23 protein-coding genes are annotated in these 21,086 nt (G+C 74.2%); 22 read left to right on the top strand and 1 reads right to left on the bottom strand.

Translation table 11 applies throughout. The annotated features are described in order from the left end of the window. The first annotated feature begins 69 nt into the window (after positions 1–69). The 6 genes from ACI8AP_RS08005 to ACI8AP_RS07980 all read left to right on the top strand — a co-directional run bounded on the left by ACI8AP_RS08005 (position 70) and on the right by ACI8AP_RS07980 (position 7,355). Positions 70–1,392, top strand: coding sequence for an ammonium transporter (locus ACI8AP_RS08005; RefSeq protein ID WP_456588810.1), 1,323 nt, complete (start codon positions 70–72; stop codon positions 1,390–1,392). Further along, complete coding sequence (locus tag ACI8AP_RS08000; RefSeq protein ID WP_135146504.1) at positions 1,389–1,727, top strand: P-II family nitrogen regulator; 339 nt, start codon at positions 1,389–1,391, stop codon at positions 1,725–1,727. The genes ACI8AP_RS08005 and ACI8AP_RS08000 overlap by 4 nt, the downstream gene beginning before the upstream one ends. A 137-nt stretch (positions 1,728–1,864) precedes the next feature. After that, positions 1,865–4,237 carry a [protein-PII] uridylyltransferase gene (locus ACI8AP_RS07995; RefSeq protein WP_456588809.1) on the top strand — a complete coding sequence of 791 codons (2,373 nt, stop codon included), beginning with the start codon at positions 1,865–1,867 and terminating at the stop codon, positions 4,235–4,237. 83 nt (positions 4,238–4,320) lie between these two features. Continuing rightward, a complete protein-coding gene (locus ACI8AP_RS07990) occupies positions 4,321–4,512 on the top strand; it encodes a hypothetical protein (protein ID WP_456588808.1) in 192 nt (63 codons plus the stop codon). A 186-nt stretch (positions 4,513–4,698) separates the two neighbouring features. Further along, on the top strand, positions 4,699–6,273 hold the full coding sequence (gene ffh, locus ACI8AP_RS07985; RefSeq protein WP_456588807.1) for a signal recognition particle protein: 1,575 nt from the start codon (positions 4,699–4,701) through the stop codon (positions 6,271–6,273). Next, positions 6,270–7,355: an amidohydrolase family protein gene (locus tag ACI8AP_RS07980; protein ID WP_456588806.1), complete on the top strand. Its 1,086-nt coding sequence runs from the start codon at positions 6,270–6,272 to the stop codon at positions 7,353–7,355. Before ffh ends, ACI8AP_RS07980 begins: the two co-directional genes overlap by 4 nt. Positions 7,356–7,386: 31 nt before the next feature. Here the strand turns inward: ACI8AP_RS07980 and ACI8AP_RS07975 are convergent, their stop codons facing one another. Next, entirely contained in the window at positions 7,387–8,913 is a 1,527-nt protein-coding gene (locus tag ACI8AP_RS07975; protein WP_456588805.1) for an LCP family protein, read from the bottom strand. 183 nt (positions 8,914–9,096) lie between these two features. Here ACI8AP_RS07975 and ACI8AP_RS07970 point away from each other — a divergent pair, with 183 nt between their 5' ends. From ACI8AP_RS07970 to dprA, 16 genes are all read left to right on the top strand, one after another. After that, positions 9,097–9,267: a hypothetical protein gene (locus ACI8AP_RS07970; RefSeq protein ID WP_456588804.1), complete on the top strand. Its 171-nt coding sequence runs from the start codon at positions 9,097–9,099 to the stop codon at positions 9,265–9,267. A 77-nt stretch (positions 9,268–9,344) separates the two neighbouring features. After that, positions 9,345–11,093 (top strand): proline--tRNA ligase, encoded by a 1,749-nt coding sequence (locus ACI8AP_RS07965; RefSeq protein WP_456588803.1) that lies wholly within the window; start codon positions 9,345–9,347, stop codon positions 11,091–11,093. 10 nt (positions 11,094–11,103) lie between these two features. Next, entirely contained in the window at positions 11,104–11,445 is a 342-nt protein-coding gene (locus tag ACI8AP_RS07960; protein WP_456588802.1) for a ribonuclease E inhibitor RraB, read from the top strand. A 204-nt stretch (positions 11,446–11,649) separates the two neighbouring features. Continuing rightward, complete coding sequence (rpsP, locus tag ACI8AP_RS07955) at positions 11,650–12,114, top strand: 30S ribosomal protein S16 (RefSeq protein ID WP_456588801.1); 465 nt, start codon at positions 11,650–11,652, stop codon at positions 12,112–12,114. Between the two features lie 3 nt (positions 12,115–12,117). Continuing rightward, positions 12,118–12,354 carry an RNA-binding protein gene (locus ACI8AP_RS07950; protein ID WP_113799223.1) on the top strand — a complete coding sequence of 79 codons (237 nt, stop codon included), beginning with the start codon at positions 12,118–12,120 and terminating at the stop codon, positions 12,352–12,354. Between the two features lie 25 nt (positions 12,355–12,379). Beyond that, positions 12,380–12,922 carry a ribosome maturation factor RimM gene (gene rimM, locus ACI8AP_RS07945; protein ID WP_456588800.1) on the top strand — a complete coding sequence of 181 codons (543 nt, stop codon included), beginning with the start codon at positions 12,380–12,382 and terminating at the stop codon, positions 12,920–12,922. Further along, complete coding sequence (gene trmD, locus ACI8AP_RS07940) at positions 12,919–13,740, top strand: tRNA (guanosine(37)-N1)-methyltransferase TrmD (protein WP_456588799.1); 822 nt, start codon at positions 12,919–12,921, stop codon at positions 13,738–13,740. The genes rimM and trmD overlap by 4 nt, the downstream gene beginning before the upstream one ends. Then, complete coding sequence (locus ACI8AP_RS07935; protein ID WP_456588798.1) at positions 13,733–14,230, top strand: NUDIX hydrolase; 498 nt, start codon at positions 13,733–13,735, stop codon at positions 14,228–14,230. Before trmD ends, ACI8AP_RS07935 begins: the two co-directional genes overlap by 8 nt. 146 nt (positions 14,231–14,376) lie before the next feature. After that, positions 14,377–14,733: a 50S ribosomal protein L19 gene (rplS, locus tag ACI8AP_RS07930; RefSeq protein WP_091933693.1), complete on the top strand. Its 357-nt coding sequence runs from the start codon at positions 14,377–14,379 to the stop codon at positions 14,731–14,733. A 79-nt stretch (positions 14,734–14,812) separates the two neighbouring features. Further along, complete coding sequence (gene lepB / locus ACI8AP_RS07925; RefSeq protein ID WP_456588797.1) at positions 14,813–15,772, top strand: signal peptidase I; 960 nt, start codon at positions 14,813–14,815, stop codon at positions 15,770–15,772. Between the two features lie 148 nt (positions 15,773–15,920). Next, positions 15,921–16,643: a LuxR C-terminal-related transcriptional regulator gene (locus tag ACI8AP_RS07920; RefSeq protein ID WP_456588796.1), complete on the top strand. Its 723-nt coding sequence runs from the start codon at positions 15,921–15,923 to the stop codon at positions 16,641–16,643. A 111-nt stretch (positions 16,644–16,754) separates the two neighbouring features. Beyond that, positions 16,755–17,543 carry a ribonuclease HII gene (locus ACI8AP_RS07915; protein WP_456588795.1) on the top strand — a complete coding sequence of 263 codons (789 nt, stop codon included), beginning with the start codon at positions 16,755–16,757 and terminating at the stop codon, positions 17,541–17,543. Continuing rightward, positions 17,540–17,860 (top strand): DUF2469 domain-containing protein, encoded by a 321-nt coding sequence (locus tag ACI8AP_RS07910; RefSeq protein ID WP_347057571.1) that lies wholly within the window; start codon positions 17,540–17,542, stop codon positions 17,858–17,860. The genes ACI8AP_RS07915 and ACI8AP_RS07910 overlap by 4 nt, the downstream gene beginning before the upstream one ends. Positions 17,861–17,938: 78 nt before the next feature. Beyond that, positions 17,939–18,298, top strand: coding sequence for a YraN family protein (locus ACI8AP_RS07905; protein ID WP_456588794.1), 360 nt, complete (start codon positions 17,939–17,941; stop codon positions 18,296–18,298). Beyond that, the gene (locus ACI8AP_RS07900; protein WP_456588793.1) at positions 18,295–19,815 is read left to right on the top strand and encodes a YifB family Mg chelatase-like AAA ATPase; all 1,521 of its coding nucleotides are present in this window, start codon (positions 18,295–18,297) and stop codon (positions 19,813–19,815) included. The genes ACI8AP_RS07905 and ACI8AP_RS07900 overlap by 4 nt, the downstream gene beginning before the upstream one ends. Beyond that, positions 19,812–21,062, top strand: coding sequence for a DNA-processing protein DprA (gene dprA, locus ACI8AP_RS07895; RefSeq protein WP_456588792.1), 1,251 nt, complete (start codon positions 19,812–19,814; stop codon positions 21,060–21,062). Before ACI8AP_RS07900 ends, dprA begins: the two co-directional genes overlap by 4 nt. Positions 21,063–21,086 lie beyond the last annotated feature (24 nt).

Below are 21,086 nucleotides of genomic sequence, written 5' to 3'. Positions count from 1 at the left end.
CTCCTCGCACGGAGGTCGCGAGCTCACCGATACGGCCGCCCGGCCGACGACCCGACACAGGAGGTTGCCGTGCTCGACACCGGCAATACCGCCTGGATCCTCACCAGTGCGTCGCTCGTGCTGCTGATGACCCCAGGCCTCGCACTGTTCTACGGCGGCATGGTCCGCGCGAAGAGCGTCCTCAACATGATGATGATGAGCTTCGGGGCCCTGGCGCTGATCAGCGTGCTCTGGGTGCTCTGGGGCTACTCGATCGCGTTCGGGGACGACATCGGTGGGGGCCTCCTCGGCAGCCCCTTCGAGTTCTTCGGGCTCAACGGCCTGATGGAGGACACCGACGCCGCGCTCCCGACGATGGCCTTCGTCGGCTTCCAGTCCGTCTTCGCCATCATCACCGTCGCGCTGATCTCCGGTGCGATCGCCGACCGCGCCAAGTTCGGTGCCTGGATGGTCTTCGCCGGCATCTGGGCGACCATCGTCTACTTCCCGGTGGCGCACTGGGTCTTCGCCTTCGACGGCGACGACGTGGTCGGCGGCTGGATCGCCAACGACCTGGCCGCGATCGACTTCGCCGGCGGCACCGCGGTGCACATCAACGCCGGTGCGGCGGGCCTGGCGCTGGCGCTGGTGCTGGGCAAGCGGCGCGGCTTCGGCCGGGACGCCATGCGGCCGCACAACCTGCCGCTGGTCATGATCGGCGCCGGGCTGCTGTGGTTCGGCTGGTTCGGCTTCAACGCCGGCTCCGCGCTGGCCGCCGACAACACCGCCTCGGTGGTCTGGGTCAACACCCTCGTCGCCACGGGTGCGGCGATCCTCGGCTGGCTGCTGGTGGAGAAGATGCGGGACGGGCACTCCACGTCCCTGGGCGCCGCCTCCGGTGTGGTCGCCGGTCTGGTCGCCATCACGCCGGCGTGCTCCGCGGTCTCACCGATCGGCGCGATCGTCATCGGCGCGATCGCCGGTGCGCTCTGCGCCCTGGCAGTGGGCCTGAAGTACAAGCTCGGCTACGACGACTCGCTGGACGTCGTCGGCGTCCACCTGGTCGGCGGCCTGTGGGGCACCATCGCCATCGGCTTCTTCGCCGACCCCGACGCCCCCGCCGGCGTGGAGAGCCTCTTCTACGGCGGCAGCGTCGACCAGCTCTGGCGGCAGGTCGTCGGGGCGGTGGCCGTCCTCGTCTTCTCCTTCGTCCTTACGCTGGTCATCGGATTCGTCATCCAGAAGACGATGGGCTTCCGCCTCACCGAGGACGACGAGGTCACCGGTATCGACACCGTCGTGCACGCCGAGTCGGGCTACGACCTCGCCTCTCTCGGCAGCAGCGGTTCCACCGCCCCAATGGCCGGCCAGGCGCGCGCCGAGGCCCGGAACACGGAAGGGATCAGGTCATGAAGCTGGTCACCGCGATCGTCAAGCCGTTCAAGCTCGACGACGTCAAGAACGCCCTCGAGCTGATCGGCATCGCCGGGCTCACCGTCAGCGAGGTCCAGGGCTTCGGCCGGCAGCGGGGTCACACCGAGGTCTACCGCGGCGCCGAGTACCAGGTGGACTTCGTGCCGAAGGTCCGCATCGAGGTGGTCGTCAGCGAGCTGGACGCCGCCCGGGTCGTGGACGCCGTCGTCGAGGCCGCCTCCACCGGCCAGATCGGCGACGGGAAGGTGTGGGTGACGACGATCGACGAGGTCGTCCGGGTCCGCACCGGCGAGCGCGGGGACGACGCGCTCTAGTCGAAGGACCCCGTCCTCCTCATCCCTCGCCCGCTCGGGCGAGCCTCTGGACGGGGCCCGCGTCGGCCGGGGTGGTGGGTTCCTCCACCGCCCCGGCCGACGCATCTTCCGACCGTTGCTCCACCGGAGGGGGATGTGTGCTGGACACCGAGGCGCTGCCGGGCCTGAGCCGCGCGGAACGCGTCGCGGCCCTGGACGGATGGCTCGCCGGGCTGCTGGACGACGCCGTGGCCGGCACCCCGCCGTCGCACACCCGCCGCGGGGGGACGCCGCCCCGGACCGGCACCGACGGGGTGGCGCTGGTCGCCGTCGGCAGCCTCGGCCGCCGGGAGCCCCCGCCGCACGGGGACCTGGACCTGGTCCTCGTGCACGAGGACCGGCCGGAGGTCGCCGCCCTCGCCGACGCCCTCTGGTACCCGGTCTGGGACGCCGGCCTGCGGCTGGACCACTCGGTGCGCTCGGTCTCCGAGGCGGTCGCCGTCGCCTCCACCGACGTCAAGGCCGGGCTCGGGCTGCTCGACGCCCGGCTGGTGGCCGGCGACGCCGGGCTGGCCGCCCGGCTGCGCACGGCGACCCTGGCCAGCTGGCGGCAGCACGCCTCCCGGCTCCTGCCGCAGCTGCGCGACCTGCGGCGCGAGCGCGGCCGCCGCCTGGGCGAGCTCGCCTTCCTGCTGGAACCGGACCTGAAGGAGGCCTACGGCGGCCTGCGCGAGGGGCAGGTGCTGCGTGCGGCGGCCGCCGCCCAGCTCGCCGACGAGCCCGCCGCGGAGGTCGAGCAGGCCTACGCCTTCCTGCTCGACGTGCGCGACGAGCTGCGCCGGCGGTCCGGGCGGGCCTCCGACGTCCTGGTGCGCCAGGAGCAGCGGGCGGTGGCCGCCGCGCTGGGCCTGGCCGACGAGGACGTGCTGCTGCGCGAGGTGAGCCTGGCCGGGCGGCGGCTGGCGTTCGTCGCCGACGAGACGTGGCGCCGGGTGGAGGCCGGGCTGGTCCGCCGTCCCCGGGGCCGCTACCGCCGGGTGCGGCGCGAGCCGCTGGCCGACGGCGTCGTCCGGCAGGGCGACGAGGTGGTGCTCGCGCGGGACGCCCGGCCGGCCGCCGACCCCGGGCTGCTCCTGCGGGCGGCAGCGGCCGCCGCCCGGGCCGACCTGCTCCTGTCGCCGTACACGCTCAAGGTGCTCGCCGTGCACAGCCCGCCGGTGCCGGAGCCCTGGCCGTCGGAGGTCCGGTGGTCCTTCCTCCGGCTGCTGGCCAGCGGCCGGTCCGCCGTGCCGGTGCTGGAGCAGCTGGACCAGGAGGGCCTGCTCGCCCGCCTGCTGCCCGAGTGGGACCGCATCCGGTCGCTGCCGCAGCGGCACCCCTGGCACCGCTTCACCGTCGACCGGCACCTGATCGAGGCCGCGGCCGCGGCCGCGGAGCTCACCCGCGACGTCGACCGGCCCGACCTGCTGCTGGTCGCCTCGCTGCTGCACGACATCGGCAAGGGCTGGCCGGGTGACCACAGCGAGGTGGGCGAGCCGATCGCCGCCGCCATCGGCGCGCGGATGGGCTTCGCCGGGGCCGACGTCGCCACGCTCGGCACGCTGGTGCGCCACCACCTGCTGCTGCCGGCGACGGCGACCCGGCGCGACATCGACGACCCGGCGACGATCGATCGGGTGGCCGCCACCATCGGCCGCGACGCCTCCGTGCTGCACCTGCTGCACGCGCTGGCGCAGGCCGACGGCGCGGCCACGAGCGCGTCGGCGTGGTCACCGTGGAAGGCGCACCTGGTCGCGGCGCTGGTGGCCCGGGTGCAGGCGCAGCTCGGCGGCGCGCCGCTGAGCGAGCCGGAGCCGGTGCTGCACCCGGCCACGCGGGCGCAGGCGACAGTGCTCGCGCCGGGCATCCCGGGCGCGACCCGGGGCGTGACGGTCGGCATCGAGGAGGTGGCCGACGGCCAGCAGGTGACGATCGGGGCCCCCGACCGGCCGGGGCTGCTCAGCACCTGCGCCGGTGTGCTCGCGCTGAACCAGCTCGACGTGCGGGCCGCGAAGATGACCGTGGCCGACGGCTACGGCACCGGCGTGTTCGCGGTGCGGCCCCGGTTCGGGCGGGCGCCGGTGCCGGAGATCCTCGCCGACGGCGTGCGCGCCGCCCTGGAGGGGACGCTCTCGCTGCCCGAGCGGCTGCGGCAGCGGGAGGCCGACTACCGCCAGGAGACCCGCTCCGCGCCACCGCGGATCTCCTGGCACAACCACGAGGTCAGCGGGCGGGCGACCGGGATCGTGGAGGTGCGCGCGGGGGACCGGACCGGGTTGCTCTACCGGCTGACCGCGGCGATCGCGGCGGAGGGGCTGGACGTCACGTCGGCCCGGATCGAGACGCTCGGCGGGGACGCGGTCGACTGCTTCTACGTGGCCGACCCCTCGGGCTCCCCGGTGGACCCGGAGCAGCGGCAACGGGTCGACGCGGCCCTCGTCGCGGCCACCCGGGGCCCGGCCGTGGCGGCGGGACCCGACACGCCGTCCTGAGCTACCTCGTTCTGTCGTACCCGCGTGCGACGGTCGTGGGCAGAGGGGACGGACCGGTCCCACCTGCCGAGAGGAGCCGACTCGTGGAGAGCCGCCACTGGCCCTGCCCGTCCTGCGGGGACGACCGGGACTTCGTGCAGCCGCCGTGCGTCGACGGCCACACCGAGGACGGCGGCGAGTGCCCCGAGTGGGCGTGCGCCGACTGCGGCACCGCGATCGTCACCGGTCAGACGGCCCTGCTGCGCGCCGAGGTCCGCTCCGCCCGCGCGGCCTGAGAAAACTCCCCGTCTCCCTCACGCCTCGCACGCTCGGCGTGAGCCTCTGGGCGGGGCTCCCGCCCCCCACCGCCTGCCGGCTGGCGGCGGGACCCTGCGGGAGGGCCGCCCCGTCACCTCCCCACTCGATACGCTGGGAGACAGGTGGCGCGGCGAGCCCGCGCCCGAGACTGCTGAGGACGTGCTGTGTTCGAGACCCTCTCCGACCGCCTGGACAAGGTGTTCACCGGCCTGCGCGGGAAGGGCCGGCTGTCCGACGCGGACATCGACTCGACCGCGCGGGAGATCCGCATCGCGCTGCTGGAGGCCGACGTCGCGCTGCCCGCGGTGCGGGCATTCATCAGTGCGGTCAAGGAGCGCGCCCGGGGGGCGGAGGTCTCGCAGGCGCTGAACCCGGCGCAGCAGGTCGTCAAGATCGTCAACGAGGAGCTCATCCAGATCCTCGGCGGCGAGACCCGCCGCATCCGGCTGGCCAAGCAGTCGCCGACGGTGATCATGCTGGCCGGTCTGCAGGGTGCCGGTAAGACCACCCTCGCCGGCAAGCTGGGCCGCTGGCTGAAGTCGCAGGGGCACACACCGCTGTTGGTCGCCGCCGACCTCCAGCGCCCCAACGCGGTGAACCAGCTGTCGATCGTCGCCGGTCAGGCGGGGGTCGACGTCTTCGCGCCGGAGCCGGGCAACGGGGTCGGCGACCCGGTGCAGGTGGCCCGCGACTCGATCGAGCACGCCCGCCGGACCATGCACGACGTCGTCGTCGTCGACACCGCCGGCCGGCTGGGCATCGACGCCGAGCTGATGCAGCAGGCGGCCGACATCCGCGACGCGGTCCGCCCGGACGAGACGCTGTTCGTGGTCGACGCGATGATCGGCCAGGACGCCGTCACGACGGCCCAGGCGTTCCAGGAGGGCGTCGGGTTCAGCGGCGTCGTCCTCACCAAGCTCGACGGCGACGCCCGCGGTGGTGCCGCGCTGTCGGTGCGGTACGTGACCGGCCAGCCGATCATGTTCGCCTCCACCGGCGAGAAGCTCAGCGACTTCGACGTCTTCCACCCCGAGCGGATGGCCTCGCGAATCCTCGGCATGGGCGACATGCTCACGCTGATCGAGCAGGCCGAGCGGACGTTCGACGCCGAGCAGGCCGAGCGGATGGCGGGCAAGCTCGCCTCCCGCGAGGGCTTCACCCTCGAGGACTTCCTCGAGCAGATGATGGCGATCCGCAAGATGGGGCCGATCGCCAACCTGCTCGGCATGCTCCCGGGCGCGGGCCAGATGAAGGAGCAGCTCAAGCAGGTCGACGACCGCGATCTCGACCGCACGGCGGCGATCATCCAGTCGATGACGCCCGAGGAGCGGGTCAACTCGAAGATCATCAACTCGTCGCGCCGGGTGCGCATCGCCAACGGCTCGGGCGTGACGGTCACCGAGGTCAACGGCCTGCTGGAGCGGTTCGCGCAGGCCCAGAAGATGATGGGCCAGATGGCCGGCAGCATGGGTCTGCCCGGCATGGGCCCCATGTCGAAGAAGGCTCGCGGTCGGCAGATGCAGGCGCAGTCGAAGAAGGGCAAGGGGAAGAAGGGCAAGGGCAAGGGTGGCCCGGCGCGCCGTCCCGTGGGCGCCCCCGGGCTGCCGCCCGGCGCGGGCAACACCTTCGGGGCGAACCCCTTCGGCGGCGGCGGGATGCCGGGGCTGCCCCCGGGTCAGGCCATGCCTGACCTCACCAAGCTGAACTTCGACCAGTTCAAGGACGGCAACGGGCGGTGACCGCCCCCGCCCTCCACCTGTCCGGTGTGGTGCTGCCCGAGGGCGAGCACCGCGACGTCTGGGTGCGCGACGGGCGGTTCACCTTCGAGCCGGTCCCGGGAGCGGAGACGGTGAGCCGGGGTGGCTGGCTGCTGCCCGGCCTGGTCGACGCGCACTGCCACGTGGGCATCGCCCGCGGCGGCGGGCACGTCGAGGACATCGCCCACGCGCGCACGCAGGCGCTGGTGGAGCGGGACGCCGGGGTGCTGGCGCTGCGCGACTGCGGCTCGCCGGTGGACACCCGGGAGCTGGACGGCGACCCGGAGCTGCCGACGATCATCCGGGCCGGGCGGCACATCGCCCGCACCCGCCGGTACATCCCGGGGCTGGCCGTCGAGCTGGAGCCCGAGGACCTCGTCGAGCAGACGCGCATCCAGGCCGGCCGGGGTGACGGCTGGGTGAAGCTGGTCGGCGACTGGATCGACCGGTCGGTCGGCGACCTGGCCCCCGAGTGGCCGGCCGACGTCGTCGCCGCGGCGATCGCGGCGGCGCACGAGGAGGGCGCCCGGGTCACCGCGCACACCTTCGGCACCGACGCGCTGCCGGCGCTGATCGAGGCCGGGATCGACTGCATCGAGCACGGCACCGGGCTGACCGAGGAGCTCATCGGCGAGATGGCCCGCCGCGGCACCGCCGTCGTCCCGACGCTGGTGAACGTGGAGAACTTCCCGGGGTTCGCGGCGGCGGGGGAGCAGAAGTTCCCCAGCTACGCCAGCACGATGCGGCGGCTGTACGCGAACTCCGGTGCGGTGGTGCGGGCCGCGTACGAGGCGGGCGTGCCGGTGTTCGCCGGCACCGACGCCGGCGGCGGCATCGACCACGGCGTCATCGCCGACGAGATCCGGGCGCTGTGCCAGGCCGGCATCCCGGCCGAGGCGGCCCTGGCGGCGGGCTCGTGGCGGGCGCGGGAGTGGCTCGGGCTGCGGGGGATCGAGGAGGGGGCGACGGCCGACGTCGTCGTGTACGAGACCGACCCGCGCGCCGACCTCGACTCGTTGCAGCGACCGCGACGAACCATCCTGCGCGGCCGCGTCGTCGCCTGATCAGCGGGCGTTTCCCGCAGCTGCGTGGGCGTCAGTTGATGCAGCCGGTGTCGGCGGCGGTGCGGGCCTCCTCCTCGGCCTCGGCCACCAGCGGCTGGACGTCCGTCTCCTGGCCGATGCCGTTGAAGTCCGAGCCGAGGACGAGCTGGACGGTGCCCGGGGTGGCGTCGTCGACCGCCCGGGTGACGGCGCCCGGGATCTCGGCGGAGAGGGTGGCGGCGAGGGCCTCGTCGCCGGCGGCGTACCGGACCTCGGTCTGCGCGTAGTCGGCGGAGTCAGCGTTGCCCGTGGAGACCACCGAGAAGCCCTCGGCCTCCAGCTGGGTCTCCGCCTGCGCGGCCAGGCCACTGGTGCCGGAGCCGTTGAAGACGGCGACCGCCACCTCGGCGGGGTCGACCGGCTCCGGCGGGGCGGCCTCCGGCGCGGCCTCCTCGGGTTCGGCCGACAGCTGGGCGAAGAACTGGCGCAGGGTGGTCTCGTCGGCGAGCCGGACGATCGACGCGTTGCCCTCCCGGTCGATCCCGAGGTTGGGCACGGTCTGGAACTCGATGCTGCCGGTGGTGACCGACTGCATCTGCTCGGCGAGCTGCAGCAGGTTGAGGTCCTCGTCCACCGTCAGGGACTCGGCGGCGGCCTGGACGAGCTCGCGCTGCTTGCCGAGGTCGAGCAGCACGTCGTCGGAGAGCATCTTGCGCAGCACCCCGGCGATGAAGACCTGCTGGCGGACGATGCGGTCGAAGTCGCCCCCCGGCAGCCCGTGGCGCTGGCGGACGAACTTGAGCGCGTCCGCGCCGCTGATCGTCTGCTTGCCGGCGGGGAAGACCGCGCCGGACCACTCGCGGTCGTCCACGGGCTCGCAGAGGTTGACCTCGACGCCGCCCACGACGGTGCTCAGTTCGAAGAAGCCGAGCAGGTCCACCTCGGCGTAGTGGTCGATCTGCAGCCCCGTCAGCCGGCTGATCGTGCGCACCAGCAGCTGGGCGCCGGCGGCCTGGCGGGCGCTCTCGCTGGCGGCGTCGCCGGCGGCGGCGTAGCCGTAGGCGTAGGCGGCGTTGAGCTTGTCCATGCCGTGGCCGGGGATCTCCACCCAGGAGTCGCGGGGGAAGGAGACGAACGAGGCGCGCGACCCGTCGGCGGGGACGTGCACGAGGATCATCGTGTCGGTGTTGATGCCGGAGTCGGTGCCGGCCTGGAACTCGGCCAGCTGCTCCTCGGTGAGCGTGCTGCGGCTGTCGTTGCCGACCAGCAGCAGGTTCATCGCCTCGCCGACGTCCCCGCTGTCGTCGTTGCCGTCGGTGGGGATGGCGTCGGTCCGGTTGACCGTCGCGTCGGCGACCTGGCCGAGGTACCAGCCCCACCCGGAGCCGGCGAGCAGCAGCGCCGAGAGCAGCCCGGCGACGATCCGGCTGCCGACCACGAGACGGCGGCGACCGCCCCGCTCGCGGAGGCCGGCAGGGCTGGCACCGGCGCGGGAACGCGGCGGGAGGCCGGCGCGCGGGTCGAGCCGTGGGGGCAGCGGCCGACCGCCGCGATCGTCCTGCTGGCGGTCTCGGCCCACGAACTTCCTCGCTCCCGGGATCGGCCCCGCGCGGGGGATGTCGACGAGCCTCTGACCTGCTCGATCGTAGCCACGCTGCGCCGGGCGGCGGCGCCTGCGACTCAGGCCACGGCAGTCCGGCAGACCGGGACGGCGCTCCGTCACGACGTGCCGACCGCGCGGCGACGCTGGTTGACTCGTCGCATGGTCACGCCACTCCCGGAACCGGACTCCCCGATCGACCCGACCGAGCCGGCGCCCGACGACCCGGGCGAGCTGCTGCCCGACACACCCGACACGCTGCCGCCCGCGCCGGTCGAGCCCTCGCCCGACGACCCCGGCGGCGACCCGGGCGGGGTGCCCGAGCCGGCCTGACGGGTCGCCCCCGGCCGTCGGCCGCGCCAAGCCGGTCCCGTGGACGTCGGCCTGCGGCCGCCTGGGAGACTCGCTCCGTGCTGTTGCGGATGTCCTCCCTGTTCCTGCGGACCCTTCGGGACGACCCGGCCGACGCCGAGGTCCCGAGCCACCGCCTGCTGGTGCGCGCCGGCTACATCCGGCGTGCCGCCCCCGGCGGGTTCAGCTGGCTGCCGCTGGGCTTCCGGGTCTTCCGCAACGTCGAGCGGATCGTCCGCGAGGAGATGGACCGGATGGGCGCCCAGGAGGTGCACTTCCCCTCGCTGCTGCCCAAGGAGCCCTACGAGGCCACCGGCCGCTGGACCGAGTACGGCGACAACCTGTTCCGTCTGCAGGACCGCCGAGGTGTCGACCACCTGCTCGGCCCCACGCACGAGGAGATGTTCACGCTCCTGGTGAAGGACCTGTACTCGTCGTACAAGGACCTGCCGCTGTCGCTGTACCAGATCCAGACCAAGTTCCGGGACGAGGCGCGTCCCCGCGCCGGCCTGCTGCGCGGCCGCGAGTTCACGATGAAGGACAGCTACTCCTTCGACGTCGACGACGCCGGCCTGGACAAGTCCTACGCCGCGCACCGGGACGCCTACATCCGCATCTTCGACCGCCTCGGCCTCGAGTACGCCATCGTCTCGGCGATGTCCGGGGCCATGGGCGGCTCCAAGAGCGAGGAGTTCCTGCACCCGACGGCGATCGGTGAGGACACCTTCGTCCGCTCGCCCGGCGGTTACGCGGCCAACGTGGAGGCGGTCACCACGGTCGTCCCCGACGAGATCCCGCTCGACGGCCTGCCGGAGGCGCACGTCGAGGACACCCCCGACACCCCGACCATCGAGACGCTCGTCGCCGTCGCGCAGGAGATGTTCCCCGAGGAGGGCTACACCGCCGCCTCGACGCTGAAGAACGTCGTCGTCCTGCTGGTGCACCCCGACGGCACCCGCGAGCCGCTGGTCATCGGCATCCCCGGCGACCGCGAGGTCGACCTCAAGCGGCTGGAGGCGCAGGTCGCCCCCGCCGAGGTCGAGCCGTTCGCCGACTTCGACAAGCACCCCGCGCTGGTCAAGGGCTACATCGGCCCCCAGGCGCTCGGCAGCGAGAGCGAGTCGGGGATCCGCTACCTGGTGGACCCGCGGGTCGTGAAGGGCACCCGCTGGATCACCGGCGCGAACCGGCCCGGCAAGCACGTGTTCGACCTGGTCGCGGGGCGTGACTTCACCTGGGACGGCGTCATCGAGGCCGCCGAGGTGCTCGCCGGCGACCCCGCGCCCGACGGCTCCGGCCCGCTGGAGCTCGCCCGCGGCGTGGAGATCGGCCACATCTTCCAGCTCGGCCGCAAGTACGCCGAGGCGCTGGACCTCAAGGTGCTCGACGAGAACGGCAAGCTCGTCACCGTCACGATGGGCTCCTACGGCATCGGGGTCTCCCGCGCCGTCGCCGCGATCGCCGAGTCCACCCACGACGAGCTGGGACTGGTCTGGCCGCGCGAGGTCGCCCCGGCCGACGTGCACATCGTGGCCACCGGCAAGGACGCCGCCGTCTTCGAGGCCGCCGAGGCGCTCGCCCAGGAGCTGGTGGGGCAGGGACTCACCGTGCTCTACGACGACCGGCCCAAGGTCTCGCCCGGCGTGAAGTTCAAGGACGCCGAGCTGCTCGGCATGCCGACGATCGTCACCGTCGGCCGCGGCCTGGCCGAGGGCGTCGTCGAGCTGCGGGACCGGAAGTCCGGCGAGCGCGAGGAGATCCCGGTCGACGGCGCGGCCGGCCGGGTCGTCGCCGCCGTCCGCGGCTGAGCCCCGCGCCGTGCCGCGGGACGTCGAGGAGCAGGTGGCCCTCAGCGCCCAGCTGGTGGACCAGCGCCTGGGCATGGGCGACCAGGTGCACCAGCCCCGGCCGATCGACCACCTGGCCGGCTTCCGGTCGCGGAGGGCGGCCGAGGCGGCGGGGGAGGAGCTGGTCGCCGCCGGCTACCGGATCGACGGGCTGCGGCGCCGGTTCCTCACCGTCTGGCTGGAGTTCAGCGCGATGACCGCCGTCGACTCCGACACCGCGGCCGCCTTCACCCGTGAAGTCGTGGGCATCGTCGACCGGCACGGCGGGAGCTACGACGGCTGGGGCGGCTTCCTGGTCGCCGCGGAGGACTAGCTCCTCGGCCCCGTCCAGAGGCCCGCGCCCGGGCCTGCGAGGGCGGGAGGAGGGAGGGCTCCTCTTTCTGGCACAATGAACGGTCGAACACGGCGCCAGCGGCCCTCTCACCGTTGACGCCCGTGTCCCTGGCTCCGCCCCGGCGTACCCCCACACGTCGTTCCGGCGAGCACCGAAACGCGTTCGAGGAGAACACCACACACCGTGGCAACCAAGATCAAGCTCATGCGCCTCGGCAAGATGCGCGCGCCGTACTACCGCATCGTCGTCGCCGACGCCCGCACCAAGCGCGACGGGCGCTCGATCGAGACGATCGGCAAGTACCACCCGAAGGAGGACCCCTCCTTCATCGAGGTCGACTCCGAGCGGGCGCAGTACTGGCTGGGTGTCGGCGCGCAGCCGACCGAGGCCGTCGCCGCCATCTTCCGGGTCACCGGTGACTGGCAGAAGTTCAAGGGCGAGGCCGCGCCGCCGCCCATGAAGGTCGCCGAGCCGAAGCCGGACAAGAAGGCCCTCTACGAGGCCGCCGTCCGCTCCGGCATGGACGAGCCGGCCGCCGGTGCCACCACCCCGAAGAAGAAGGCCGCCCCCAAGGCCGACGCTCCCAAGGCCGCCGCCGCCGAGGCCCCCGCGGCCGACGCTGCTCCGGCCGAGACGCCGGCCGAGTAAGACGTGCTCGAAGAAGCGCTCGAGCACCTGGTCAAGGGCATCGTCGACAACCCCGACGACGTCACCGTCGACCTGCTCACCAACCGCCGCGGCAAGACCCTCGAGATCCGGGTGCACCCCGACGACCTCGGCAAGGTCATCGGCCGCGGCGGGCGCACCGCCAAGGCGCTGCGCCAGGTGATGACCGGAGTCGGCGGACGGGGCCTGCGGGTCGACGTCGTCGACACCGACGGGCGCTGAGCACGAGCTCTTCGAGCGCGAGCACGTGACACAGGACGAACCCACCGACACCGTGGTGGTCGGCCGCATCGGCCGGCCCCACGGTGTCCGTGGGCTCGCCACCGTCGAGGTCCGCACGGACGACCCCGACCTCCGCTTCGCCCCCGGCGCGGTGCTGCTCACCGATCCGGCCGACCGGGGCCCGCTCACCGTCGTCGACAAGCGCTGGCACAGCGGCACCCTGCTGCTGCAGCTGGCCGGTCCGGCCGGTGAGGTCTACGACGTCCGCGAGGCCGTGGACGAGCTGCGCAACACCCTCCTGCTGGTTCGCGTCGCCGACCTGCCGGAGATCGAGGAGCCCGACTCCTACTACGACCACCAGCTGGTCGGCCTGACCGCGCGGCTGACCGACGACTCGGTGCTCGGCGAGGTCACCGCCGTCCGGCACGAGGCGCAGGACCTGTTGGTCGTGCGCCGCGCCGAGGGGCGCGAGGCGCTGATCCCCTTCGTCTCGGCGATCGTGCCCACCGTCGACGTCGACGGAGGGTTCCTGGTCGTCGATCCGCCGGAGGGGCTGCTCGACCTGTGAGCGGACAGGGGCGTGAGCATCGCAGCGAGGAACGAGCGAGGAGCGGAGCGGCCCGCGGGAGCGAACCGGGTGCACTGAGCGACGCCTTCCGCATCGACGTCGTCACGATCTTCCCCGAGTACCTGGCGCCGCTGCGTCAGTCGCTGCTGGGCAAGGCCATCGAGCGCGGCCTGGTCGAGGTCGGCGTGCACGACCTGCGGCAGTGGACCGACGACGTCCACCGCACCGTCGACGACGCCCCCTACGGCGGCGGCCCCGGCATGGTGATGAAGCCCGAGCCGTGGGGCCGCGCGCTGGACGCCGTCCGCCCGCCGGGCACCCGGCTGGTCGTCCCGACCCCCGCCGGCCGGCCGTTCACCCAGCGCATGGCCGCGGAGTGGGCCACCGAGCCGGGGCTGGTCTTCGCCTGCGGCCGCTACGAGGGCATCGACCAGCGGGTCGCCGACTGGGCCGCCGACGCCGGACCCGTCTCCGAGGTGTCGATCGGCGACTACGTGCTGGCCGGCGGGGAGTCCGCGGTCCTGGTGATGACCGAGGCCGTGACCCGGCTGCTCCCCGGCGTCGTCGGCAACCGCGAGTCCGTGGAGTTCGACTCGCACGCCGACGGCCTGCTCGAGGGCCCGTCCTACACCCGGCCGGTGACCTGGCGCGGTCACGAGGTGCCCCCGGTGCTGCTGTCGGGCAACCACGCCGAGATCGACCGCTGGCGCCGGGCCGAGTCGCTGCGGCGCACCGCGGCCCGCCGCCCCGATCTGCTCGCCGCGCTGCCGGAGGGCGCACTCACCGACGCCGAGCGGTCGGCGCTGGCCGGTGAGTGACCGGCCGGTCCTGCGCAGGACGGCGCGGGTGGTCGTCCTCGACCCGGCCGGGCGGGTGCTGCTGCTCGGCGCCCGCCTGCCCGACCCCTCCGTCCCGCCCGGCGAGGTGCTGTTCTGGTACACGCCCGGCGGGGGAGTGGAGGACGGCGAGACGCTCCGCACGGCCGCCGTTCGCGAGCTGGCCGAGGAGATCGGGCTGCACGTCGAGCCCGGCGCGCTGGAGGGGCCGGTGTGGCTCCGGCGGCACGTCGGCCCGTTCGGCGACCAGGTCTACGACACCCGCGAGACCTTCTTCGTGCTGCGCGACGTCGTCCACGAGGTCGTTCCCGGGGCGCTGACCGAGCTGGAGGTGCTGGCCGACGAGCCGCACCGGTGGTGGGCGGCGGAAGAACTGGCGGCGCGCGTGGACCTCGTGCCGGCCGAGCTCCCCGCGCTGCTGGCCGAGTTGCAGGCGGGGCCGTGGACGGGGCCGCCGCGCATCGTCGGCTGACGATGTGGCACAGTAGAGAGTCGCTGCTGACCGACGGCCGGGCTGTCGGGAGCTCCGCACCGGAGCCGCAGCACCCCGGAACGGACAGCCGGGGCGTTCCGCTGTCCGAACCGAGAACGAGCCATCTGAGACTGAGGACTGCCGAGATGAACACCCTGGACGCACTCGACGCCGACTCGCTGCGCGACGACATCCCCTCGTTCCGCCCGGGTGACACCGTCAAGGTGCACGTCCGCGTCATCGAGGGCAACCGCTCCCGCATCCAGGTCTTCCAGGGCGTCGTCATCCGCCGCCAGGGCGGGGGCATCCGCGAGACCTTCACCGTGCGCAAGGTGAGCTTCGGCGTCGGCGTGGAGCGCACCTTCCCGGTGCACACCCCGGTCGTCGAGAAGATCGAGGTGCTCACCCGCGGTGACGTGCGCCGCGCCAAGCTCTACTACCTCCGCGAGCTGCGCGGCAAGGCCGCCAAGATCAAGGAGAAGCGCGAGACCGTCGCGCGCTGACCTCCTCGCGAGGACACGCCTGCAGCCGGCCCGACCGGCTGGATCTCGGCGGGTCCCCTGCGCCGTACGCTTGCTCCTGATGAGCAGCGACCGGCCCGGGGGGCCCGCCGACGTCGTTCCGGGCGAACCCGACGAGCCCGACGAGACGCACGACGGTGCGCCGGCCGCCGAGAAGCCCGGCCGGCGCCGTCGCCGGGACGAGGACGCGAAGAAGGGCTCGCTGCTGCGGGAGCTGCCCGTCCTGCTGCTGATCGCCTTCGTGCTGGCCCTGGTGGTCAAGACCTTCTTCGTGCAGGCGTTCTTCATCCCCTCCGGGTCGATGGAGCAGACCCTGCACGGCTGCACCGGCTGCACCGGCGACCGGGTGCTGGTCAACAAGGTGCCGTACTGGTTCGGCGAGCCCGAGCCCGGCGACATCGTCGTCTTCCGCGGCCCCGACACCTGGACGCCGGAGATCTCGGTGGACGAGCCGGACAACTGGTTCACCGGCGCGCTGCTGTGGGTGGGGCGCACCATCGGCGTCGCGCCGCCCAGCGAGGACGACTTCGTCAAGCGGGTGATCGCGACCGAGGGCCAGACGGTGCAGTGCTGCGACCTCGAGGGCCGGGTCACCGTGGACGGCGAGCCGCTCGAGGAGCCCTACATCTTCGAGGACACGCCCATCGAGCGACGCGCGTTCGGCCCGGTGACCGTGCCCGAGGGGCGGCTCTGGGTCATGGGCGACCACCGCTCGGCGTCCGCGGACTCGCGCTCCCACATGGGCGACGAGTACGCCGGCACCATCGCCGTCGACGACGTCATCGGCAAGGCGGCGGTCATCGTGTGGCCGCTGGACCGGTTCGGCCTGCTGGACTCGCCGGACATCCAGGGCGTCGAGGCGGCGGCAGGTGCGCCCGCCGGTGAGCCGGCCCCGGTCCCGGCCGGGGCGGCGCTGGCGGCGCTGGCGGTGCTGCCGTGGGCGGCCGGGCTGGCCGGCGCCGTGCCGATCAGCGCCTGGCGCCGGCGCCGGTGGCCCAGGAGCGTGCCGCCGTCCCGCTAATGGTCGCGCCGTTACGGCTGTGACTCACGCATTGCACCGTTCCGGATGCCGATAACGGCTGAAGGAAAGGTTGGAAAAGCATTAAAGCAACCGTTTCACCCTTCCGATGCAGAGATTGAACCTACTCGGAAGTGAAACGGAGTCAGTCGTGTCCGCACCCATGGCGAGCACCGCACGCGGTGTCACCCGCGTGCTCCTCCTCGCCGACGCGCCCGTCCTGCGTCGCGGGTTGGTCAGCATGGTCAACGAGACCGCCGGCATGCAGGCGGTGGGCACGCCCGGCGAGCTGCGGCGGGCCCTCACCCTCGTCGAGACGGCACGCCCCGATGCGGTCGTGGTGGAGCTGGGCTCCGGCCGGCCGGCCACGCTGAACGCCTGCCGCGACCTGCGTCGCCGCTTCCCCCGGGTCGCGATCGTCGCCCTGGCGACCTCGGAGGACCCGGCCGTGGTCAACGAGGCGCTGGCCGCCGGCATCCGCGGCTACCTGATGATCAACACGTCCCCGACGCTGCTCGGCTGGGCGGTCCTGGCCGCCCGCGCCGGCCGGGTCGTCGTCGACCCGCAGATCCGCCGGGTGGAGCCCTCGGCCGTGCCCGCGGCGAAGCCGTTCGCACCCGAGGTGCCGCTGACCCGCCGGGAGCAGGACGTTCTGGACGAGCTGCTCCAGGGGCTGTCCAACCGGCAGATCGGCCGCAACCTCTTCATCAGCGAGGACACCGTCAAGTCCCACGTCAAGGCGATCCTGCGCAAGCTGGGTGCCCGCGACCGGGCCCACGCGGTGTCGCTGGTGCTCTCCAACCGCACGCCGGGCTGCACCTGTGGAGCCCACTCCCTGCCGGCGCCCGCCCCCGAGGCGACCGCCGATCTCTGACCGATCCTCCGACGGCTCCGTGGGCCGGCTCCCGAACTCCTGGGAGCCGGCCCGCGGGGCGTCCGGGGGTGGGCGTCGTCCCCGCGCCCGTCGTCGTACTGTCGTGCCGCGATGGCTGCTCGTCCCACCCACCCTCGATCCGCGCCGGTGGTGCGTGCCCGGAGGACGGTCGCCGACGACCGGCCCGACGCGTTGTGGGACATGGAGCGCGCGCTGCGACGCCGCGGCTTCGAGACCGTCGCCGGAGCCGACGAAGCCGGCCGCGGGGCCTGCGCCGGTCCGCTGGTCGCGGCGGCCTGCGTGCTGCCCGCGGGGCGCCGCGGCCGGGTGCCGGGGCTGGCCGACTCCAAGCTGCTCACCGCAGCCACCCGCGAGCGCGTATACGAGGAGATCGTGCAGCGCGCCGTCTCCTGGTCGGTCGTCGTCCTGCCGGTCGAGGACCTGGACGCCAGGGGCATGCACGTCACCAACATCGAGGCGCTGCGCCGCGCGGTCAGCACGCTGGACCCCGGCCCGGACTACGTGCTGACCGACGGCTTCCCCGTGCCCGGGCTCGCGCGCCCGGGGCTGGCGGTCTGGAAGGGCGACCGGGTGGCCGCCTGCGTCGCCGCCGCCTCGGTGCTGGCCAAGGTCACCCGCGACCGGATCATGGCCGAGCTGCACGAGCGCTGGCCCGAGTACGACTTCGCCGGCCACAAGGGCTACATCACCGACGTGCACACCGCCGCGCTGGAGCGGCACGGCCCCTGCCCGGAGCACCGGATGCGGTACGTCAACGTCGCCCGGGCCCGCGACCTGCACGCCGCGCGGACCACCCACCTGACCGGTCGCACCGCCATGGTCGATGATGGGGCCATGCGCCCTGTGTCCCGAGCCCTGACGAGCACCGAGGACCGATGAGCACCGAGGACCTCGAGAAGTACGAGACCGAGATGGAGCTGCAGCTCTATCGCGAGTACCGGGACATCGTCCGGCAGTTCACCTACGTGGTGGAGACCGAGCGCCGGTTCTACCTGGCCAACTCCGTGGACCTGCAGGTGCGGGAGGCCGGGGGAGAGATCTACTTCGAGCTCAAGCTCTCCGACGCCTGGGTGTGGGACATGTACCGGCCCGCCCGGTTCGTGCGGAACGTGCGGGTGCTGACGTTCAAGGACGTCAACGTCGAGGAGCTCGACAAACCCGACCTCGAGCTGCCGGACGGCCCGCGCCTGCCCTAGCCGTCCACACCCGGCGGCGTCGTCCACAGACCGCCGCCGGCCCTTCGCCCGCCGCCCCCTGAGCGGCACGGTCGAGGGGTGCCTCCCACCACCGAACTCGGCGCCCACGGCGAGCGGATCGCCGTCGCCTACCTGACCGACCGCGGACTGCAGGTCCTCGATCGCAACTGGCGCTGCCGCGAGGGTGAGCTCGACGTCGTCGCCCGGGAGGGCGACGCCCTGGTCTTCTGCGAGGTGAAGACCAGGCGGGGCGCCGGGTACGGCTCTCCCGTCGAGGCGGTCACGCCGGCCAAGCAGCGGCGGCTGCGGGTGCTGGCGCAGCGCTGGCTGGCGGCGCACGACGAGCACGCACCGGAGGTGCGGTTCGACGTCGTGGGCGTGCTGGCGCGCCCCGAGCGCCCGGCGGTCGTCACCCACCTGCGCGGGGCGTTCTCGTGACCCTCGCCCGCACCTGGTCGGTCGGTCTCGCCGGGGTCCGCGGCGCGATGGTCGAGGTCGAGGTGGACATCGCCGCCGGGCTGCCCGGCGTCGTCCTCGTCGGGCTGCCCGACGCCGTGGTCCGCCAGTCGGTCGACCGGGTGCGCGCGGCGATCGCCAACGCCGGGGGCGAGTTCCCCGCCCGCCGGGTCACCATCGGCCTGTCGCCGGCCTCGATGCCCAAGCAGGGGAGCGGGTTCGACCTGGCGCTGGCCGCCGCGGTTCTGGCCGCTGCCGGCGCCGTGCGGCGGCGGGCCGTGGACCGGCTCGTGCTCCTCGGCGAGCTGGGGCTGGACGGGTCGGTGCGCGCCATCCGCGGAGTCCTGCCGGCCGTCCTGGCCGCCGCTCGGGCCGGGCACGCGCAGGTCGTCGTCCCCGTCGCGAACGCCGCCGAGGCCGCCCTGGTGGATCGGGTCGAGGTGCTCGGCGTCGGCACGCTCACCCAGCTCGTCGCGCACCTGACGGGCACCGAGCGGCTGGTCCCGCACGTCCGGGGCGCGGTGCCGCCGCAGCCGCCGGTCCCCGACCTCGGGGACGTCGTCGGGCAGGCCGCGGGCCGCCGGGCGGTGGAGGTCGCCGCCGCGGGTGGGCACCACCTCTACCTGGCCGGACCACCCGGCGCCGGCAAGACCATGCTCGCCGAGCGCCTGCCCGGGCTGCTCCCGCCGCTGGACGAGGAGGCGGCGCTCGAGGTCACCGCCATCCACTCCGTCGCCGGCACCCTGCCGCCGGAGGCGCCGCTGGTCACCCGGCCGACGTTCGAGGCGCCGCACCACTCCGCGACGATGGCGGCGCTCATCGGCGGCGGCTCCGGCCAGATCCGGCCGGGCGCGCTCTGCCGGGCCCATCGCGGCGTGCTGTTCCTGGACGAGGCGCCGGAGTTCCCCCGCGCGGTGCTCGACACCCTGCGCCAGCCGCTGGAGCGCGGGCAGGTGACCATCCAGCGGGCCGCCGGCGCCGCCACGTTCCCGTGCCGCGCGCAGCTCGTGCTGGCCGCGAACCCGTGCCCGTGCGCCACCGCCGCCGGTGACACCGCCTGCACCTGCAGCCCGCTGGAACGGCGGCGCTACCAGTCGCGGCTCTCCGGCCCGCTGCTCGACCGGGTCGACCTGCGGGTCGAGCTGCCCCCGGTCACCCGGGCGGCCTGGCTGGACGGGCTGCCCGCCCCCGAGCCCACCGCCGTCGTCGCCCAGCGGGTGGCCCGGGCGCGCGCCGCGGCGCGGGAGCGGCTGGCCGGCACTGGCCACGCCCTCAACAGCGAGGTGCCAGGGCGCCTGCTGCGCGAGCGGTTCGTCATCCCGCGCCCGTCGCTGCGGCTGGCCGAGCGGGCGCTGGAGCGCGGCGCCATCTCGGTGCGGGGCTTCGACCGGGTGGTGAGGGTCGCCTGGACGGTGGCCGACCTCGCCGGCCGGACCGTGCCCCACGCCGACGACGTCGCCGAGGCCCTCGGCATGCGGCTCCAGCGGGCGGCGGCGTGACCACCCTCGAAGAGGACCTGGAGGACGCGGCCGCCGCGCCGGCGGTAAGCGGGGTGGTGCACCCGGGGGTCCGCCGGGCGCGGGCGTGGCTGACCCGGGCGGTCGAACCGGGCACCGTCGACCTCTGGCGCTACGTCGAGGACGTCGGCCCGGTCGAGGCGGTGCGGCGGCTGCGGACCGGTGCCGCACCGGCCGGTATCCGCTCGCTGGTCGGCGCCCGCGCGGAAGAGGAAGCAAGCCTGGCCGATCTGCGCCGCGCCGAGCGGTGCGACGCCCGGGTGGTCGTGCCCGAGGACGACGAGTGGCCGGCGTTCCAGCTCCACGCGCTCACGGTCGCGGTCGCGGAGGAACCGCTCGACCGTCGGGAGCAGACCGACCGCACGCTGGCGCTCGTTCCGCCCCTCGCGCTGTGGGTGCGCGGACCGGCCCGGCTCGACGAGGTGACCGCCCGCTCGGTCGGCGTGGTGGGCGCCCGCGCCGCCAGCGCCTACGGCGAGCACGTGGCCGCGGAGCTGGGCCACCAGCTGGGCGAGCGAGGCTGGACCGTCCTCTCGGGGGGTGCCTACGGGATCGACGGCGCCGCGCACCGGGGAGCGCTGGCCGCGGGGGCGCCCACGGTCGCGGTCCTCTCCTGCGGGGTGGACCGCCCCTACCCGGCGGGCCACGGGGCGCTGTTCCACCGGATCGCCGAGACGGGCCTGCTGGTGAGCGAGTGGCCACCCGGCTGCGCCCCGCTGCGGCACCGCTTCCTCGTCCGCAACCGGCTCATCGCGGCGCTGACCTGCGGAACGGTCGTCGTCGAGGCGGCCGCCCGATCCGGGGCCCTGGCGACGGCCGCGCGCGCTCGGAAGCTGGGCCGCCCGGTGCTCGTGGTGCCCGGGCCGGTGACCAGTGCCCTGTCGGTCGGCTGCCACGAGCTGCTCCGGGACGGGCAGTCCGAGGCGGCCCTGGTGACGTCGGCCGCGCAGGTCATCGAGGCGGTCGGCCGCATCGGCGACGACCTGGCGCCCCCGGTCGAGCGCCCGGTGTCCCCGCGGGACGGGCTCTCCGACCTCGCCGCCCGGGTGCTCGACGCCTGCCCGGTGCGCATCGGCGTGAGCCCGGAGCGGCTGGCCCGGACGGCGGGGTGCGACGTCCTGGAGGTGCTGCGGGTGCTGCCCGCCCTGGAGATCGCCGACCTCGTGGAGTGGACCGGCACCGGCTGGCGGCTGGCCCCGCGGGCGAAGCCGCCCGGCGCGGCGGCTTGACCGGGGCCGGGCACCGACGGACGG

The sequence above is a fragment of the Blastococcus sp. SYSU DS1021 genome (assembly GCF_054050995.1).
The sequence above is the reverse complement of the archived record's forward strand: the minus strand, read 5'-3'. Positions and strand labels throughout refer to the sequence as shown.